Origin of the sequence: Faecalibacterium langellae (assembly GCF_002549775.1) — a bacterium.
Lineage (GTDB): Bacteria > Bacillota > Clostridia > Oscillospirales > Ruminococcaceae > Faecalibacterium > Faecalibacterium langellae.
The window spans coordinates 112,633-129,437 of record NZ_NMTR01000014.1; the positions used below are offsets into that span (position 1 = coordinate 112,633).

The 16,805-nt window shown below is 58.8% G+C and carries 14 protein-coding genes, 1 tRNA gene, 1 pseudogene and 1 other annotated feature; of the genes and pseudogenes, 11 read left to right on the plus strand and 5 right to left on the minus strand.

Going from position 1 to position 16,805, the window contains the following annotated elements:
• Positions 1-131 precede the first annotated feature (131 nt).
• Positions 132-377, plus strand: coding sequence for an IreB family regulatory phosphoprotein (locus tag CGS49_RS05850; RefSeq protein WP_097774456.1), 246 nt, complete (start codon positions 132-134; stop codon positions 375-377).
• A 310-nt stretch (positions 378-687) separates the two neighbouring features.
• On the opposite strand, the gene CGS49_RS05855 is transcribed toward CGS49_RS05850, so the two are convergent.
• Both CGS49_RS05855 and cysK read right to left on the minus strand, forming a co-directional pair.
• A complete protein-coding gene (locus tag CGS49_RS05855; RefSeq protein ID WP_097800943.1) occupies positions 688-1,629 on the minus strand; it encodes a tRNA dihydrouridine synthase in 942 nt (313 codons plus the stop codon).
• Positions 1,630-1,723: 94 nt separating this feature from the next.
• Entirely contained in the window at positions 1,724-2,656 is a 933-nt protein-coding gene (gene cysK / locus CGS49_RS05860; protein ID WP_097800944.1) for a cysteine synthase A, read from the minus strand.
• Positions 2,657-2,878: 222 nt separating this feature from the next.
• Here cysK and CGS49_RS05865 point away from each other — a divergent pair, with 222 nt between their 5' ends.
• The 3 genes from CGS49_RS05865 (at position 2,879) to CGS49_RS05875 (ending at position 4,552) form a co-directional block, all read left to right on the plus strand.
• On the plus strand, positions 2,879-3,310 hold the full coding sequence (locus CGS49_RS05865; protein ID WP_097800945.1) for an RrF2 family transcriptional regulator: 432 nt from the start codon (positions 2,879-2,881) through the stop codon (positions 3,308-3,310).
• Between the two features lie 203 nt (positions 3,311-3,513).
• Entirely contained in the window at positions 3,514-3,864 is a 351-nt protein-coding gene (locus CGS49_RS05870) for a CidA/LrgA family protein (RefSeq protein WP_430407822.1), read from the plus strand.
• The gene (locus tag CGS49_RS05875; protein WP_097800946.1) at positions 3,845-4,552 is read left to right on the plus strand and encodes an LrgB family protein; all 708 of its coding nucleotides are present in this window, start codon (positions 3,845-3,847) and stop codon (positions 4,550-4,552) included. The genes CGS49_RS05870 and CGS49_RS05875 overlap by 20 nt, the downstream gene beginning before the upstream one ends.
• A 365-nt stretch (positions 4,553-4,917) precedes the next feature.
• Here the strand turns inward: CGS49_RS05875 and CGS49_RS05880 are convergent, their stop codons facing one another.
• Complete coding sequence (locus CGS49_RS05880) at positions 4,918-6,828, minus strand: hypothetical protein (RefSeq protein WP_097800947.1); 1,911 nt, start codon at positions 6,826-6,828, stop codon at positions 4,918-4,920.
• A gap of 6 nt (positions 6,829-6,834) precedes the next feature.
• Positions 6,835-8,934, minus strand: a complete 2,100-nt coding sequence (locus CGS49_RS05885) for an efflux RND transporter permease subunit (RefSeq protein WP_097800948.1) — start codon at positions 8,932-8,934, stop codon at positions 6,835-6,837.
• Positions 8,935-9,209: 275 nt separating this feature from the next.
• Here CGS49_RS05885 and CGS49_RS05890 point away from each other — a divergent pair, with 275 nt between their 5' ends.
• The 4 genes from CGS49_RS05890 (at position 9,210) to CGS49_RS05900 (ending at position 11,520) form a co-directional block, all read left to right on the plus strand.
• Complete coding sequence (locus CGS49_RS05890; protein WP_097800949.1) at positions 9,210-9,812, plus strand: TetR/AcrR family transcriptional regulator; 603 nt, start codon at positions 9,210-9,212, stop codon at positions 9,810-9,812.
• A gap of 68 nt (positions 9,813-9,880) precedes the next feature.
• Positions 9,881-9,956: transfer RNA gene (locus CGS49_RS05895), tRNA-Val, on the plus strand.
• Positions 9,957-10,140: 184 nt separating this feature from the next.
• Positions 10,141-10,314 carry a DUF6019 family protein gene (locus tag CGS49_RS14190; RefSeq protein ID WP_179859038.1) on the plus strand — a complete coding sequence of 58 codons (174 nt, stop codon included), beginning with the start codon at positions 10,141-10,143 and terminating at the stop codon, positions 10,312-10,314.
• Between the two features lie 126 nt (positions 10,315-10,440).
• The gene (locus tag CGS49_RS05900) at positions 10,441-11,520 is read left to right on the plus strand and encodes a HipA domain-containing protein (protein WP_097800950.1); all 1,080 of its coding nucleotides are present in this window, start codon (positions 10,441-10,443) and stop codon (positions 11,518-11,520) included.
• Positions 11,521-11,619: 99 nt separating this feature from the next.
• On the opposite strand, the gene CGS49_RS05905 is transcribed toward CGS49_RS05900, so the two are convergent.
• Positions 11,620-12,834 carry an ATP-binding protein gene (locus tag CGS49_RS05905; RefSeq protein WP_097800951.1) on the minus strand — a complete coding sequence of 405 codons (1,215 nt, stop codon included), beginning with the start codon at positions 12,832-12,834 and terminating at the stop codon, positions 11,620-11,622.
• Between the two features lie 181 nt (positions 12,835-13,015).
• Positions 13,016-13,273: a binding site (T-box leader), on the plus strand.
• A 95-nt stretch (positions 13,274-13,368) separates the two neighbouring features.
• Here CGS49_RS05905 and ilvB point away from each other — a divergent pair.
• The 3 genes and pseudogenes from ilvB to ilvC all read left to right on the plus strand — a co-directional run.
• On the plus strand, positions 13,369-15,033 hold the full coding sequence (gene ilvB / locus CGS49_RS05910; protein ID WP_097800952.1) for a biosynthetic-type acetolactate synthase large subunit: 1,665 nt from the start codon (positions 13,369-13,371) through the stop codon (positions 15,031-15,033).
• A gap of 15 nt (positions 15,034-15,048) precedes the next feature.
• Positions 15,049-15,621 (plus strand): acetolactate synthase small subunit, encoded by a 573-nt coding sequence (gene ilvN / locus CGS49_RS05915; RefSeq protein WP_097800953.1) that lies wholly within the window; start codon positions 15,049-15,051, stop codon positions 15,619-15,621.
• Between the two features lie 58 nt (positions 15,622-15,679).
• Positions 15,680-16,726 (plus strand): annotated as a pseudogene (ilvC, locus tag CGS49_RS05920) (ketol-acid reductoisomerase); the annotation flags it as partial.
• Between the last annotated feature and the right edge of the window lie 79 nt (positions 16,727-16,805).

Consider the following 16,805-nt stretch of genomic DNA (forward strand, 5'->3'; position numbering starts at 1 on the left):
AGACAGGCCGTCAGCCTGCCAGAAGAACAACGGAAATTTTAGGCAGATTGTGCAAATTCGGGGTCTTTATCTTGAAGTTCCCACTTAATTCGTGTACAATAGGCGTAGTTATTCCGAAGGGGGTGTGTTCCGTGAGTGGCGAAACTGCTATTTTTTCGATCCACGACAAAAAGGACTATGAGATCCATGAGATCGTGCAGCAGGTGTACGATGCATTGAAGGAGAAAGGCTACAATCCGGTCAACCAGCTGGTGGGCTATATCCTGTCTGAAGACCCCACCTACATCACGACCTATAAGAATGCCCGCTCCATGATCCGCAAGGTGGATCGTGACGACCTGCTGCAGGCCATGCTGCGCAGTTACCTGAACGTCTGATATTGTTTCTGCTCCGCCCCGCCGTCCGCAAGGATGGCGGGGCTTTATTTTATTGGTTTACTGTTGGCTCGGGCGGCGGGCTGGTAGTTTCTCCGAAGACCGTCCGCTGGGGTGGGACCCTGTTGCCGAAGGCAATAGGGCGGGCGATGGAATGGCCTGCAACAATAGCGACTGCGGCCAGTGGCCGAAGCAAGGAGCTATTGTTGGGGCCGCGGCCAGCAAGATGCAAGCGGCAGCGCCGCAGATGCTGGGAGCCGCAACCCGTTTTCGTGTCTGAGGAGAAAGCTACCAGCACACCGCCCATTGGCGCTCAAACCATTGGCAGGGTGAAGATCTGATTCACCACAACCTCATACTCCCACGGTTCCCGTGCCTTGCGCAGCTGCTTTTCCAGCTTCTCCGCGCCCTCAAACTTGTGGATGAGGTAGAACCAGTGGCCCTTCATGCGGCTCACGGCGCACCCGGCGCTGCCGAACAGCTCTGTATAGCCATGATAGAGGTCGTCGAGGTAGCCCCGCAGATCTTCGCGGGTGGCACCTGCGCCGCCGAGGGCCTTGCGCAGCAGGGCCGGGTCCGCGATGATGCCCCGGCCCACCATGATGCCGGAAAGGCCCGGGAACTGCGCTTCCAGCCCGTGCAGGTCGTCTGCCGTGACCACGTCGCCGTTGTAGCATACGGGCATGGTGCAGCCGGGCAGGGCTGCGGCGAAGGCGGCACGGTCAGCCTCCCCGCGGTAGAGCTGGCGCATCACCCGCGGGTGGATGGTCAGCTCCGAGATGGGGTATTTGTTATAGATGTCCAGAATGGCGGCGAATTCTTCCGGCTTTTCCACGCCCAGCCGGGTCTTCACCGAGATGGGGCCGTCGGCGTTTGCGAACACCGCAGCGAGAAAGGCGTCCAGCTTTCCCGGGTCCCGCAGCATCCCGGAGCCCTTGCCCTTGGCCGTCACCGTGCCGGAGGGGCAGCCGAAGTTCAGATTCACCTCGGTGTAGCCCAGCTTGCGCAGCTCGCCGATCATCCAGGCGGCCAGTTCGCCGTCCTTGGCCAGCAGCTGCGGGATGACCGGTGCCCCGGGGTTCGCGGCAGGGGAAAGCTCTGCCATCTTCTTTTTGATGAGTACGCGGTTCTCCGGCGGGGAAATGAACGGCGCATAGTACCGCGCCGGTGCGCCGGGAAAGGCGAACCACTTCTGATGCGCCTGCCGCCATACCCGGTCGGTCAGGCCCTCCATGGGGGCAACGTAGTAATTCATGGGCAAGTCTCCAACGTTTTTGATAGAGATATTGTAACAAAAAACTCCCGCCCTGTGAAGTCACAGAACGGGAGTGAACTGCTTTTTGAAAAAATCAGTCCGCAAACAGCGGGGTGGAGAGGTAGCGGTCGCCAGTGTCGGGCAGCAGGACCACGATGTTCTTGCCGGCGTTCTCCGGGCGCTTTGCCAGCTGCAGGGCGGCGTAAACGGCGGCGCCGGAGGAGATACCCACCAGCACGCCTTCCTTGTGGCCGATCAGACGGCCGGTGGCAAAGGCGTCGTCGTTCTCTACGGCGATGACCTCGTCGTATACCTTGGTGTCCAGCACGTCCGGCACAAAGCCTGCGCCGATGCCCTGGATCTTGTGTGCACCGGCAGTGCCCTTGCTCAGCACGGGGGAGGAAGCAGGCTCCACGGCCACGACCTTCACATCCGGGTTCTGGCTCTTGAGGTACTTGCCCACACCGGTAACGGTGCCGCCGGTGCCAACGCCTGCCACAAAGATATCCACCTTGCCGTCGGTATCTTCCCAGATCTCGGGGCCGGTGGTCTCCATGTGGGCCTGGGGGTTGGCCGGGTTCACGAACTGGCCGGGGATGAAGGAGTTGGGGATCTCCTTTGCCAGCTCGTCGGCCTTGGCAATGGCACCCTTCATGCCCTTGGCACCCTCGCTCAGCACCAGCTCGGCACCGTAAGCCTTCATCAGCTGGCGGCGCTCCACGCTCATGGTCTCGGGCATCACGATGATGATGCGGTAGCCCTTGGCGGCGGCTACGGCAGCCAGACCGATGCCGGTGTTGCCGGAGGTGGGTTCGATGATGACTGAGCCTTCCTTCAGCAGGCCCTTGGCCTCGGCGTCGTCGATCATCTTTTTGGCGATGCGGTCCTTCACGGAACCGGCCGGGTTGAAGTACTCCAGCTTTGCGATGAGGTGGGCAGACAGGTTCTGCTCTTTTTCAATGTGGGTCAGCTCCAGCAGAGGAGTGTGGCCGATCAGCTGGTCTGCGGCGGTGTAAATCTTGCTCATAGTGGTTTCCTCCTGATACAGTTTTTGTATGGGCGGTGTGCCCAGCCGGGCGGCCCGGTTTTAAATCCTTTAAACCAACATTGTTTGTGGGTTTGATGGTATTATAGTCCCCATTTGGGCGCTTGTCAATGGATTTTTTGAAAAAAGTGGGATTGAAATATTATTTACCCTGTTGTATAATAGGTTTGAAATTTGATCAACCAACAAAGGAAGTACACTATTATGATCGTGTCCACCAAAGGGCGCTATGCACTGCGCGTGATGATCGACCTGGCCGAGCATCAGTCTGAAAAATATGTCCCCCTCAAAGAGGTCGCTGCCCGGCAGGAGATCTCGGAAAAATATCTCGAAAACATCCTCAAGGTGCTGGTGCAGAACGGCTTTCTGGAAGGTCTGCGCGGCAAGGGCGGCGGCTACCGGCTGACCCGCAGCCCGGACCAGTACACCGTGGGCGAGATTTTGATGCTGACCGAGGGCAGCCTTGCACCCGTCAGCTGCCTGACCCCCGGCGCAGCACCCTGCCACCGCATGGCAGACTGCCGCACCTATGAGATGTGGAAGGGCCTGAATGACCTCATCTCTAATTATTTTGGCAACATCACCCTCGCAGACCTCGCCCTGCCCGATCAGGCGGGAAATGATTATGTGATCTGATATCAAATCTGCATGAGAGCGCACCGGTTCTGCCGGTGCGCTTTTTCTGCACAGTTCTCTGCAAAATGTGCAGTTTTTCTTATCCAGAATCACGGTTGATGGTTTGGAGCTCCTGCGGTATACTTTACATTCGATGTGACTTTTTACACTTTTACCCAAGGAAGGAGCGTTTTGCTACGAAATACATTTTTCAGTTTGCACGCATTCTTGCGTTTTGCTTTTTAGGTGAGATCCTTCACCATGTGCTGCCCCTGCCGGTCCCGGCCAGCGTTTACGGGCTGGTGCTGCTGCTGGCCGCGCTGAACTTCAAGCTGGTGAAGCTGGAAGACGTGAAAGAGGTGGGCACCTACCTCACCGGCATCTTCCCGCTGCTGTTCGTGCCCGCTGCCGCCGGTGTGATGGAGCTGTGGGCAGAAATGGGCGAAATGCTGCTGCCCATCCTCATTGCCATCATCCCGGTGACGGTGCTGGTGATGGTAAGCGCAGGCAAGACCACGCAGGCCCTGACCGGCTGCAAAAACAAGGAGGCCGACAATGACGCAGCTGCTGAATGATTTTCTGTCCGGCTCTGCCGCATGGGGCGTGCTGCTCACACTGGCCGCTTTTGCGCTGGGCGCCCTCATTAATAAGCTGACCGGCAAGGCCATCTTCAACCCGTTGCTGCTGGGCAGCATTTTTGTCATCGTGTTTCTTTCGGTGTGCAAGATCCCGTATGCAGACTACAAGGTCAGCGCAGCACCGGTGAATTACCTGCTGCTGCCCGCCACGGTGGCACTGGCCATCCCGCTGTATGAGAAGATCGACCTGCTGAAAGAGAATGCCGCCGCCATCATTGCAGGCATTTCGGTGGGCACGCTGGTGAGTCTTGGCAGCGCACTGGCGCTGGCACTGGCGCTGGACCTGACCCGTGAGCAGTATGCCACCCTGCTGCCCAAGTCCGTGACCACCGCCATCAGCATGGACGTGGCCGCAGAGCTGGGCGGCATTGCGGCGCTGACCGGTGCCATCGTGATCGTCACCGGCATCGTGGGTGCCCTGCTGGCCGAGACCGTGTGCAAGGTGTTCCACATCACCGACCCCATTGCGAAGGGCGTGGGCATCGGTACGGCGGCCCATGCCGTGGGCACCAGCAAGGCGCTGCAGATGGGCGAGGTGGAAGGTGCCATGAGCGGCCTTTCCATCGCAGTGGCCGGTGTGCTGACCGCCGTGCTCTGCCCGGTGTTCGTGAACCTGATTCAGTAAACGATTTAAAATGCTCTCCGCTTCGCTCTGAGCATTTTCAGCGGAAAAATTATTTTTAATTTGCAAAGGAGAAAAGCCTGCGGGCTTTTCTCCTTTGCTTTTTCACGAGAAGGGCCGTAACGGGAAACGGCATATGCTGCCGCTGGCTCCCTGCGGGAGCATCCGCGTCAGCAGACGAAAACCTCTCAGTCTCGCATACGTTCGACAGGTGCTCCCCTTTTTGGCTTCGCCATCTTCCCCCGGCCGGAGGAGCTGCCAAACGAAGTGAGGCTGAGAGGGTTACAGCAGAAAACCCCAGCCGGTCGGCTGGGGTTTTCTGCTTCTTTATGGAATGAGGTTCAACATGAGATCTCGAAGATGGCTTATCAGAACTTGAACAGGTTCACGATGCGCTGCCACAGGCGGGTGAAGAAGTTGCCTTCCTGCACGGTCTCGGTCTCGGCAGCGGTAGCATCCGCAGCGGCGACGGTCTCAGCGGTCTTGTAGATGAACTTCACGCTGTTCTCGGCGTCGTCCGGGGCACCGGCAAAGCTGGTGTAGTTTTCCAGACGGTCGGTCATCTCGTCCAGCACGGTCTTCAGGCCGTGGAGCTGATCCTGATCCAGAGCGCCGGTCAGCTTGGAGATGCCTTCCTCGTTGAACTGGTTCAGGCCGTCGTTCAGCTGGCCTGCGCCGTCATTCAGCTGGCTGGCACCGGTGTTCAGGGTGTTCACACCGTCGTACAGGGTCTGGGTGCCTGCGGCCAGCTGCGCGCTGCCGTCCTTGGCAGAGTGGGCACCGTCCGCAGCGGACTGCACACCTGCGGTGTACTGGTTCACGCTGGAGACAAAGAGCTGGATCTGGGAAAGGCTGTCCTTCAGGGCGCGGACGTCGGCCATATCCTGACTGTTCTCCACCTGATACTTCAGCTCAGCCTTGGCGGTGTCCTTGGCTTCCTGACTGGTCAGCAGCTGCACCAGACCGCACAGCATGGAGGGATCGTAGTTCTGCATCAGGCGCAGCGCGGCCTCCAGATCATGGTTCGTCTTGGTGGCGGAAAGGTACAGAGCCAGATCCAGCTGGCTGTCCTTGAAGCTGGGAGCCTGCTCCCAGATGGTGCGCACCATCTTGCGGCGTCCGGCAGCCAGCGTCTTGTCGTTCATGGTCAGGATGTTGTCGATGACGGAAGCGTAGTTGGACCAGGTCATATCCTCGTCGATCAGGCCGCCCTCTTTCAGGGTCTTGTTGGCAGAGGCCAGCACGCCGTCGGCCACCTGCTGGGCGGCAGAATCCAGTGCGGCATTGTTGGAAGTCAGGGTGTCCAGACCGTTGGTCAGCTGGCCCAGGCCGTCATCCAGAGCGGAAGCGCCGTTGTTCAGGGTGTTGGCACCGTCCAGCAGGGCCAACACGCCGCTGGCCAGCTGGGAAGTGCCGTCCACCAGCTGAGAAGCACCGTCCAGCAGCTGGCTCATGGCGTCGTTCAGCTGGTTGATGCCGTCGGTCAGGTCGTTGAGGCTGCTCAGGTCAAACACATTGTCGGTGCCCAGAGCGGCGGTGCTGGTGGCGCAGGCCATCATCACCTGCGGGCAGGTCAGCTCAGTGACATCGGCTTCCACGGTGATGGTATCCTGCAGGTAGTCCTCGATGCTGTCCACTTCGTCGGGCAGCAGGCCGGACAGAGAATCCTTCACGCCCGGCAGGGTAACGAAGGCGGCCACGCTGCTCTTGGCGGCGCTCTCGATGATGCCGTGCTCAGCGGTGACGTTGGAAGCATCCTCGCCGAAGATCACGCCCACGGCGGTGATCAGCGGGGTGACGATGGTGCGCTCGGCACCGTTGACGGTGATGGTGTCGGTCTCGCTGTTGGTCAGGGCGATGGTCACAGTCAGGTGGCCGCTCTTGCCGATCAGGTCTTCCAGGGCAGCCTCCTGGCCGTCCATGGCGTAGGTGATCTTGGCGGAGATGGGCAGGCTGCGGTCGGTGTCGCCCTTGTAGTACACGTCGGTGTCGTCGGTGTTCCAGGTGATGTCCTCACCGTTCTGGGTGAACTCGGCGTCGCTCTCGGTGTTCTGGATGTTGGTCAGGGTGCTCTTATCGGTGACATTGGACAGGCCGGAAGCGCTGTACACATGCTCGCTGACGGTGGTGCTGCTGATGGAGCCGTCGTCGTTCATCACGGCATACACGGTCTCAGACTTGGTAAAGCTGCTGCTGCCAGCGGCAAAAGCGGGCGCGGCACAGCTGGCGGCGAGGGCAACAGCCAGCGCCGCACTGGCGAAACGAAGCGATTTTTTCATAACGCATTACTCCTTTTCAGACTTCTTGGCGTTGGCAGATTCAGGCACCATCCATTTCAGGGTGGTGTGGCGGATGATCCAGTCACACAGCATCAGAGCGGCGGGCAGCATCACCAGAATGACCAGCATACTGATCAGAGCGCCGCGGGAGATCAGCAGGCAGATGCTCCGCAGCAGTTCCATCTTACTGATGGCGGCCACGCCGACCGTAGCGGCAAAGAAGGTCAAGCCGCTGGTCAGGATAGACTGGCTGCAGTGCTCCAGCGACTGCTGGGCAGCTTCCTTGGGGGTGCGGCCAAAGGCGCGCTCCTCGTGATAACGGGTGGTCATCAGGATGGAGTAGTCCACGGTAGCGCCCAGCTGGATGGTGCCGATGACGATGCTGGCGATGAAGGGCAGCTGCGTACCGGTAAAGTACGGGATGCCCATATTGATGGCGATAGCGGCCTCGATGCTGGCGACCAGCAGCACGGGGATGGAGATGCTCTTGAAGGAAATGGCGATGATGGCAAGCACGGCCAGAATGGACCAGACGTTGACGTTCTTGAAGTCCACATCGGCGACCTCGATCAGGTCCTTGGTCATGGCACCTTCGCCGGTGATGACGCCCTCGGGGTCCACGGCCTTGATGAGGCTGATCATCTCGTCCAGCTGGTTGTTGATGGCGTCGGTGCCGGTCTTATAGGAGCTGTTGGCCAAAATCAGCTTGTAGCCGCCGGACTGCAGGATCTCCATCACGCTGTCGGGCAGCAGCTCGGTATCAAAGCCCGGGCCGGTGATGGAATCCAGACTCATCACCTGGGTGATGCCGTCCACATCCTTCAGCTCGTCGCACAGGTCGGACACCTCGGAAGCGGTCAGGTCGTCATGCACCAGAATGAAGTGGCTGGTGGTCATGCCGAAATCCTCGCCCAGCTTGTTGGTGCCCACGATGCCGGTCAGGTCCTGGGGCAGGGAATCGAACAGGGTGTAGTAGACTTCGGTCTTGTTCTGGGCGATGGCAAAGGGGATAATAATAAGGATAAAGGCGACCACGATGGGCACCGCGTGGTTGGAGACGAAGTAGCTCAGCTTGGTCAGCTTGGGGATGACGGTGCGGTGCTTATATTTTTCCACCCATTTATCAAAGGTAAGGATCAGGGCGGGCAGGATGACCACGGTGCAGATGACGCCCAGTGCCACGCCCTTGGCCATGACCAGGCCGATATCGCGGCCCAGCGTCAGGCGCATGGCGCACAGAGCCAGGAAGCCTGCGATGGTGGTCAGACTGGAAGCGGAGATGGAGGTCATGGTCTTGCAGATGGCGCTGGCCATGGCTTCTTCATTGGAGGAGCGCAGCTCCTTTTCTTCCTCGTAGCGGTGCAGCAGGAAGATGGAGAAGTCCATCGTCACGCCCAGCTGCAGCACGGTGGCCAGCGCTTCGGTGATGTAGCTGATCTGGCCCAGCAGGATGTTGGTGCCGAAGTTGTACACGATGGGGAACAAAAGGCCCAGCATGAACAGCAGCGGGGTGATGGTGCTTTCCAGCGAGAGGAACAGCACCAGCAGGCTGGCACCCACGGCGATCAGGATGTACATGGGCATTTCCTGATTGACCAGTGCCTTGGTGTCCTGCAGGATGACGCTCATGCCGCCGAAGAAGCAGTCCTTGCGCAGCAGCTTTTCGATCTGCTTGACGGCCTCCATGGTCTCGTCGCTGGCGCTGGGGGCGTCAAAGCGGACGATCAGCATGGTGGAATCGTTCTTGCCGAACATGAACTGCTGCACATCGGCGGGGAGCATCTCGGTGGGGATGCTGGGGTCGATCACATCGCTGAGCCAGAAGGTCTGGGTGACACCGGGCACGGCGTCGATCTCCTTTTTCATGGCGATGAGTTCATTGGTTGGCAGGCCCTCTACCGTGATCATGCCGGTGGAGGCCAGATGGAAGTCGTCCTCAAGGGCTACCTCGCCGATCATGGAGTCCAGATCCTGCGGCAGGTAGGTGAGGATGTCATAGTTGATGCGGGTGGCGATCGCGCCGATGGCGGAAGGGATCAGCAGCAGGAATGCTACTGTCAAAATCAGCTTCCGGAACCGCACGATGCCCTGTGCGATCTTTTTCATGAGAACCCTCCAGAATAGAAAGTGGTTAAAGAATCTTAGCAAAATGACCGCTGGTCATTTCTAAGCAAACCCTATTATATTCAGGAAGCGGCGGGTGTCAAGCACAAAAATGACCAAAAGTCAGTTTTCTTATCACGGACGGAAAATTGTATAGGAAAGTGGGCTTGCACATTCGCACAAGGACTGCTAAACTAAGAAAAGTAAACCGGACGCAACACCGGGATGTGCCCGGAACAAAAGGCAAAAACAAGAGGAAAGAGGAATCGACCCAGAGCATGAGCACCGTGGAGGGAAAAAAGCAGGAAAAGCGCCGGGCGCTGCTGGACGCGGCCTATGAGCTGTTTTTGGAGCGCGGCACCGCGAAGACCAGCGTGGAGGACATCACCTCCCGCGCAAAGGTGGCAAAAGGCACCTTTTATTTGTATTTCCAGGATAAGGGTGCCGTGATGCAGGCGCTGCTGGGCCGGGTGAGCTACCAGCTGCTGAGCGAGGCGTGCATGGCTGTGGAGCAGCAGACCGAGCTGCAGACCTTCCCGGATAAGATGGTGGCGGTGATCGACCACATCATTGAAGCGCTGCGCCGCGACACGCTGGTGCTGAAATTTCTGGAGCGCAACTTCGTCTGGCCGGGGCTGGACCAGATCGAGGCCAGCCGCGACGCCGAACCTCTGATGCGCAAGCTGCTCACCGTGGTGATGTCCAGCCCGGAGATGGTCGGCCGCACCGAGCGCGAGATCTACCAGCGCATCACGGCGCTGGGCAGCATGTGTATGTCGGTGTGCTATTCCAGCATTCTGGAAGGCAAGCCGGACGACATCGAGGCCATGAAGCCGGTGCTGTATGACATCATCCATAAGGCGCTGGCCGTGCAAAAATAAAAAAGTTGCAGAAAAGTATTGCTTTTTTGCCGAAGCTGTGGTAAAATAATCGAGTCGATATGACGTATGGACGGTTAGCTCAGCTGGTAGAGCATCTGCTTGACGTGCAGGAGGTCACAGGTTCGAGTCCTGTACCGTCCACCACAAAAATCCTCAGACTTTTGTCTGAGGATTTTTTGTTTGTGGCAGGCAGGATAGGACGAGAACAGCAAAGGCAGGGTATCACCATAGCGTGGTATCCTGCCTTTTGTGCTAGATTAGCCTGTTCTTTCACCAGGGAGTATGGTATACTTAACTCAACAAATCGGGATTTGGAGGTGTTGCATCTATGGTGAATGGATTTGGCATTGTTGCTTTGATCGCATTGTATTTCATCGTTAAGTGGGCGGTAAAGAACGGCATAAAAGAAGCGTATACGGATATTACCGGAAAAAAGCCAGTTAAGGATATCCAAGATGAAAAAGAATTGAACGAACTTATGGACGATACAAAAGACAGATAACTTCGCGTTTGTGGAGCGAAGCGGAGCAATGAAGTCCCCAGCGGGCCCCCTGGCAAGCGCGTGCTTCATGGTATCATAAAGCTAAACTGGGATTGTGCCGATCCTGGAGGGAAAGGAGCGTTGCGAATGCAGTATCTCTTTTTGAACAAGGATTCCGTCTGGCTGGAATTCCATTGTGAGCAGAACGAATATCTGGAAACGACCGCGCAGGAAGATGTCTGGCACACGGAACTTCGGCCCTTTGGATACGCAAACCTGACGGATTTTCTGGAGCAGCGCAAAGCGCCAAAGCACCGGGCACATATTGCCGAACTTCTGAAAGAGTACGGCTGCGACACGCTGGAAGGCTATCTGAACGTTACCCATGCGCTCTCTCTGAATGACACCTTCTGGGTCAAGCCGGTGGATTCCGGCCTGCAGTGGAAGGACGTTTCCCTCTATCGGAACCCGTTCAACGAGATCATTTCCGAAGCTGCGTTTGATGGCTCCGTGAGCAGTTCCGGCTTTTCTTCCACCTCCCCGGAGTTCAGCACGGACGGGCAGTATGCGAAATGCTGGGTGCGGGAAGATGACACCATTCAGCTCTATAAAACGGGCGGTGTGTTCGGCGTGGAGCCGATCGCAGAATACCTTGCTTCGCAGCTTGCGGCTATTCTCTGTCCGGATGCGGTCCGTTATGAACTTGCCTTCTACCATGGTGAGCTGATCTCCAAATGTGCGCTGTTCACCAGCGAACGGTACGGCCTGGCCAAGGCGGCGGCCCTCACGAAAGACCGCACGATCTCCGGGTTCCTCCGCTGCTTTGAAAGCATCGGGAGCGGAGGCGCTTTCCGGCGGATGTGCATTCTGGATGCGTTGATCCTGAACATTGACCGCCACAGCGGAAACTTCGGCGTGCTGTACGAGAACGATACGCTGCAGATCCAAAAAATGGCACCGGTGTTCGACAACAACCGAAGCCTGCTGTTCGATCTGGACAGCAACCAGCTGAAAAATATGGAATGGTGCATCCGGCACTGTGCGCCCCGGCTGGGTTCGGATTTTATCGCCACGGCCAGGGGACTGCTGACAGACGACGTCCGCGCAGACCTGAAAAACCTGAAAGACTTCCGCTTCGCGGGCCATCCGGAGATTTGCATCGAGCCGGAGCGGATCGAACGGCTGAACGCGATCCTGCAATGCCAGCTGAAGAAAATCCTTGCGTAGGAAGCAAACCGCTCTGCAAGGCCGCCCCGCGGAGAAATAAGAAAAAACAAAAAAATCAGGGCACCCGCGGGTGTCCTGATTTTTGCTGTAAAAGGAAATTTATTTCTGCACGCCTGCTTCGCACTGTTCAATGAACTGCTTTGCGACGCGCGGGCTGCGGCCGCCGGCACGGATGGCAAAGGCTTCGGCCTTGACCAGCAGCTGGTCCATGGGCATGTCGATGTGGTGCTGCTTTGCCAGCTCGGCGAGGATGGTCTCGAACCGGGCCTTCTCCGGCCGCTGGAAGGTCACCGTCAGGCCGAACCGGGCCGAAAGGCTCATCAGCTCCTGCCGGGTGTCGACTTCGTGGATGTCGTCGCCGGTGCGGTCGGTGAGGGTCTCTTTAATAAGGTGGCGGCGGTTGGAGGTGGCGTACACTGCAATGTTCTTTGCCCGGCCGCCCACGCTGCCCTCGAGGATGGCTTTGAGCGCGGCAAAGTTGTCGTCGTTGGCGGTAAAGCTCAGGTCGTCGATGAACAGGATGAACTTCAGCGGATTTGCGGCCAGCTTGTCCATCAGGTCCGGGATCTGGTAAAGCTGGTTCTTTTTCACTTCCACCAGCCGCAGGCCCTCGGGCGCAAACTCATTGGCAATGGCCTTCACGGCACTGGACTTGCCGGTGCCCGCGTCGCCGTAGAGCAGCACATTGTTGGCGGGCATCCCGGCCAGCAGGGCACGGGTGTTGGCGATGACCTTCTCCCGCTCCTTCTCGTAGCCCGGCAGCTCAGAAAGACGCTGGGGGTCCGGGTACTTCACCGGCACCAGCTGACCGTTCTCCACCGTGAAGACGTGATGCTTGGCGAACATGCCGTAGCCCTTGCGGCCCACCTCGCTCATGCGCTGGGCGTAGGCGGCGGGCAGGTCGATGGCGGAAGTCTCCCACCGGGGCAGGAAGGCGTACTCTGCGCTCTGGGCGGGGACCCCGCCGGAAGCCAGCAGCTCGTCCAGCGTCAGGCCGCACAGCGCCTGCAGAAAGGCAAGCTCGCGGTCCAGCGCGGTCTGCAGAGCCGGGGCCAGTGCGCCTGCGGCGGCACTGCGCACGCAGACGGTCTCGGCTTCCAGCACGGCAGCACTGAGGTAGTCGCCCCAGTTGGTGGTGTGCTCAAACAGTGCAGCCTCAAACTGCGCCACGGCGTCACACACGGCACTGCAGCCGGGCGTGCCGGAGGCCATGCGGTCCGTCAGGTCCACGAGCTTTGCCACAACGGCATCGTCCAGCAGACTGCGAAAGACCACGAGCCCGTGCAGACGGGCATTCCATTCGTTCAATCTCATATTTCCTGTCCCTCAGTTGCATCATAAAAATACGCGCACACGCGCATAGAAGAAGTATACAGCACTTTTGTGCCCCGCGCAAGAACTGAAATGTCAGTGTTCAAATCCCTTCATGTTTGAGGCGGTTCAGGAGACAAATCGTCGATTGACAAAAGGCCGATTTATAGTATAATTTACATCAACAAATGCGCAGATGGGAAAAAGTACCACACGATCCCCACTGTTCAGAGAGCTGCCGTCTGGTGCAAGGCAGTCAGCGTTTCGTGCGGAAAATCATCCCGGAGCAGCCTGCCCAACGGGTGCAAACCCTTGTAAGCAGCGCCGGTTGCAGCCGTTACAGTGCGGGACTTTGCTGGAAGTCCGTGAGGGGGCGTGCAGGGCACGTCAACGAGAGTGGTACCGCAGAGAGCTTGATGATCACAAGGTCTTTGTCTCTTGGAGAACAGGGGACAAGGGCTTTTTTTATACCCGGTCTCCTGCGGCAGAAGCGTGTCAATGATAGAAGGATCAGGAAAGAAACAGGAGTAACGCACCATGCAGTTGAATGGTTCCCAGATTTTTGTCGAGGTCCTCTGCGAACAGGGCGTGGATACCCTTTTTGGCTATCCCGGCGGCGCAGTGCTGAACCTTTATGATGAGCTGTATAAGAATTCCGACCGCATCACCCATGTGCTTACCGCCCACGAGCAGGGCGCGGCCCATGCGGCAGACGGCTATGCCCGTGCTACCGGCCGCACCGGCGTGGTGCTGGCCACCAGCGGCCCGGGTGCCACCAATCTGGTCACCGGCATTGCCACCGCCTATATGGACTCGGTGCCCATGGTGGCCTTCACCGGCAACGTGCCCACCGCAGGTCTGGGCACGGACAGCTTCCAGGAAGCCTACATTGAGGGTATCACGATGCCCATCACCAAGCACAACTTCACGGTGCGCCGGGTGGAAGAGCTGGCAGACACCATGCGGGCGGCCTTCCGCATCGCGCAGAGCGGCCGCAAAGGCCCGGTGCTGGTGGACATCCCCAAGGATGTGACCGCAGCCGTCTGCGAGTTCACCCCCAAGCACCCTGAACCCATCCGCACCGTGACCACCTTCAACGCCGAACAGGTCAAGTGGGCGGCCGACCTCATCAACGCGGCCCAGCGCCCGCTGGTCTACTTTGGCGGCGGCGTGCGCAGCGCAGCTTCCTGCCAGCCGCTGCGGGATCTGCTGCACAAGGCGGAAATTCCCGCCACCTACACCCTGATGGCGGCCGGCGTGGTGCCCTACGGCGACCCGATGAACATCGGCATGCTGGGCATGCACGGCTGCTACACCTCCAACCGGGCCGTGGCCGACTGCGATGTACTGATCGCGGTGGGCACCCGCTTCTCGGACCGTGTGGCCCTGAACCCCAAGACCTTTGCCAAGAACGCCACCATCATCCAGATCGACATCGACGCCAGCGAGCTGGGCAAGAATGTGGAAGTGGACCTCTCCATTGTGGGCGATGCCGCCTATGTGCTGAATGCCATGCTGCCGCAGATCGAGGAAAAGAAGCATCCCGAGTGGATGACCATGATCCGCGAGTGGCAGGCACAGGATTACCATCCTGTTTCCGACCCCACCCGCCTGATGCCGCATCAGGTCATCGGCGAGGTGTGCAACCAGTGCGGGCCGGAGGCCGTGTACGTCACCGACGTGGGTCAGCACCAGATGTGGGCGGCGCAGTACCTGCGCCACGCCAAGAGCCGCGGCTTTATCACCAGCGGCGGTCTGGGCACCATGGGCTTCGGCTACGGTGCCGCCATCGGTGCACAGATGGCCCTGGGCCGTGACCAGCGGGTGGTCATGTTCACCGGCGACGGCTCCTTCCACATGAACCTGAACGAAGCCTGCACCGCTGTCAGCTACGAGCTGCCCATCATCACGGTCATCTTCAATAACTCCGTGCTGGGCATGGTACGCCAGTGGCAGACCATCTTCTACGGCAAGCGCTACAGCCAGACTGACCCCCACCGCAAGACCGACTTCGTCAAGCTGGCCGATGGTTTTGGCCTGAAGGGCTACCGCTGCAAAAACCTGCCCGAGTTCCAGGCCGCCTTTGCGGATGCCCTCAAGCAGAAGGGCCCCACCTGGATCGAGTGTGTCATTGATAAGGATGAGCGCGTGCTGCCCATGATCCCCGGCGGCGGCGACATCAACGATATCATCATGGAATAAGGAGGGCACAAACCTATGGAATCCAACAAGCGCAGGGTCATCAGCCTGCTGGTGGACAACCAGAGCGGTGTTCTGGCCCGTGTGTCCAACCTGTTCTGCCGCCGCGGCTTCAACATTGACAGCCTGACCGTCTCGGCCACCAACGACCCGGCGGTGAGCCGCATCACTGTCACCATCACCAGCGACGACAAGGCGCTGCAGCAGTTGATCCTGCAGACCGAACGGCTGGAAGTGACCCGGCAGGTGTTCGTACTGGACAGCGAAAAATCGCTGGAGCGCGAACTGCTGCTGCTGAAAGTGGCCTCTGATGTGCACAACCGCAGCGAGCTGCGGGAGATCGCCAGCATCTACAAGGCAAAGATCATTGACCTTTCGCCGGACAGCATGGTGTTTGAGCTGATCGGCAAGCCGGATAAGATCGACGCCTTCCTGAAAATGTTCACGGATTACAAGATCCTTGAGCAGTGCCGCACCGGCGTCACCGCGCTGGAACGCGGCGGGATGCACCAGCATATGCAGAAGCCGCCGCAGCAGGTGCGCTCGGCCCAGCTGCCCCTGCCCGGCACCCACTGCCCGGAGAGAACCTGAGCTTTTCCGCTCCCCAGTGAGCGAAAAAATAAAAGTACGTTTATAATTAGCCACAACAAGAAAAATTAAAAGGAGAACAACTACCATGGCTATCAAGAAATACTACGATTCCGACTGCAACCTCGGCGTGCTGGACGGCAAGACCGTCGCCATCATCGGCTTCGGCAGCCAGGGCCACGCTCACTCCGAGAACCTGGCCGAGAGCGGTGTCAACGTTGTCGTCGGCCTGCGCAAGGGTTCCGCTCACTGGGAGAAGGCTTCTGAGTTCGCAGCAACTCATGAGAACTTCAAGGTCATGGAAGTGGAAGAAGCTGCCAAGGCCGGTGATGTGGTCATGATGCTGGTGCCCGATGAGCTGTGCGCCGACATCTACAACAAGCAGGTGGCTCCCTACATGACCGAGGGCAAGGCACTGGCCTTTGCACACGGCTTCAACATCCACTTCAAGACCATCACCGCTCCGAAGAACGTGGACGTGATCATGATCGCTCCCAAAGGCCCCGGCCACATCGTCCGCCGCCTGTACACCGAGGGCGAGGGCTGCCCCTCTCTGATCTGCGTGGAGCAGGATTACACCGGTAAGGCAAAGGACATCGCTCTGGCCTATGCTTCCGGCATCGGCGCAGGCCGTGCAGGCATCCTGCAGACCACCTTCCGTGAGGAGACCGAGACCGACCTGTTCGGCGAGCAGGCAGTGCTGTGCGGCGGCGTTTCCGAGCTGATCCATGCTGGTTTCGACACCCTGGTGGAGGCTGGCTACGAGCCCGAGATGGCATACTTTGAGACCTGCCACGAGATGAAGCTGATCGTTGACCTGATCAACGAGGGCGGCTTCTCCAAGATGCGCTACTCCATCTCCAACACCGCAGAGTACGGCGACTACCGCACCGGCAAGCGCCTGATCACCGAGGAGACCCGCAAGGAGATGAAGAAGGTCCTGACCGAGATCCAGGACGGCACCTTCGCTTCCGAGTTCCTGACCGAGATGAGCCCCAACGGCGGCCGCAAGGTCCACTTCCTGGCAAAGCGCCGCATGGAAGCCGAGCTGCCCATCGAGAAGGTCGGCGCAGAGCTGCGCAGCATGATGAGCTGGCTGAAGAAGTAAAAAATGATGTGTGCCGCAGGCACATGATGTAGCATTGCAATGATGTTTGCCGTTGGCAAATGAGGTGCGCTGCGGCGCA